Source organism: Parvibacter caecicola (assembly GCF_003725335.1).
In the GTDB taxonomy this organism is placed as follows: domain Bacteria; phylum Actinomycetota; class Coriobacteriia; order Coriobacteriales; family Eggerthellaceae; genus Parvibacter; species Parvibacter caecicola.
This window is the reverse complement of the sequence record NZ_QIBY01000055.1, coordinates 1-550: the sequence shown is the minus strand read 5'-3', so window position 1 is coordinate 550 and position 550 is coordinate 1. Positions and strand designations below refer to the sequence as shown.

The 550-nt window shown below is 68.0% G+C and carries 1 protein-coding gene; it reads right to left on the bottom strand.

Annotated features, from left to right (window positions below; genetic code table 11):
- Positions 1–550: non-homologous end-joining DNA ligase LigD (ligD, locus tag DMP11_RS10145; protein ID WP_235869452.1), on the bottom strand; the 550-nt coding region annotated here is incomplete at both ends.

Sequence of the window (550 nt, the reverse complement as noted above, 5' to 3'; positions counted from 1 at the left end):
CCCGACCTCGCGCGCAGGGAGTAGGGGGCCACGCTCGTGGCGCCGCGGCCGTTGCGCATCCAGTCGATGAATATCTTGCCGTTGCGCTTGGCCAGGCGCACGTTGCTGGTGTAGCGGTCGGGCCACTTCTCGGCCATCACCTGCGCCATGCGGCGCGCGAACTGGCGGAACGCGTCCCAGGACGAGGCGGGCTCGAACGGCACCACCACATGGTAGCCCTTGCCCCCGCTCGTCTTCAGGAACGACGTGAGCGACAATTCGTCCAGGAGGCCCTTAAGGTCGCGCACGCCGCGGCGCACCTGCTCGAGGTCGAGGCCCTTGTCGGGATCGAGGTCGAACACCATCGTGTCGGGGTGCTCGAGCTCGTCCACCCGGCTGCCCCACACGTGGAACTCCATGGTGTCCATCTGCGCCTCGGACACGAGCCCCGCGGCGCTCTCCAGGTAGAAGTACTCCTCCGTCCCGCCGTCGCTTGCAGGGACGTCGATGGTGACTATCCCGGAGCTGCCGGGACCCGGGTGCTTCTTGAAGAAGCAGGCCGAGCCCACGC